General features: G+C 72.3%; 1 protein-coding gene. It reads left to right on the top strand.

The annotated features are described in order from the left end of the window. Nucleotides 1-706 (top strand): acyl-CoA thioesterase (locus RBH18_RS43885; protein WP_306216451.1); only part of this gene is annotated, 706 nt, incomplete at its 5' end. Between the last annotated feature and the right edge of the window lie 102 nt (nt 707-808).

Below are 808 nucleotides of genomic sequence, written 5' to 3'. Positions count from 1 at the left end.
CCCCGCGCGGCACGTGCACTCGCTGCACGGCTATTTCGTACGCCCGGGAGACCCGACCGTCCCCATCGACTTCACCGTGGAGACCATCCGCGACGGCCGCTCCTTCTCCGTGCGGCGCTCCACCGCCCAACAGCACGGCAAGACGATCTTCTTCATGTCGGCGTCGTTCCAGGTCACCGAGCAGGGCCTCGACCACCACACCCCGGCCCCCGCCGGCGTGCCGGGCCCCGAGGACACCCCGACCGTCCGCGACCTGCTGGCGAAGTACCCCGACCGTGAGGCCGCCTACAACACCGGCCCGCAGGCGATCGACGTCCGCTACCTGGGCACGCCCGGCTGGGTCCCGCCCGGCGACCGCGACGCGAGCGAGCAGCAGCGCGTGTGGATGCGCATCAACGGCACCCTGCCCGACGACCCGCTGATCCACGCATGCGCCCTGACCTACGCGTCGGACCTGTCGCTGCTCGACGCCGTCCTCTCGGTCCACGGCGAGGTCTGGGGCCCCGGTGGCGTCATCGGCGCCAGCCTCGACCACGCCCTGTGGCTGCACCGCCCGTTCCGCGCGGACGAATGGTTCCTCTACGACAGCGCCAGCCCGTCCGCCTCGGGCAGCCGCGGCCTCGCCAACGGCCGCATGTTCACCCGCGACGGCATCCACATCGCCAGCGCCGTCCAGGAAGGCCTGCTCCGCCGCATCGGCGCCTGATCTCGCGGTCAATCCGTCAACCGGCGCCTGGTCCCGGGGCCACGCCATCGACCGGCGCCTGATCCCGCCGTCAGTCCATCAACCGGCGCGCGATGATCGACG

Origin of the sequence: Actinoplanes oryzae (assembly GCF_030757795.1) — a bacterium.
GTDB lineage: Bacteria > Actinomycetota > Actinomycetes > Mycobacteriales > Micromonosporaceae > Actinoplanes.
This window is presented reverse-complemented; position numbering and strand designations above follow the sequence as displayed.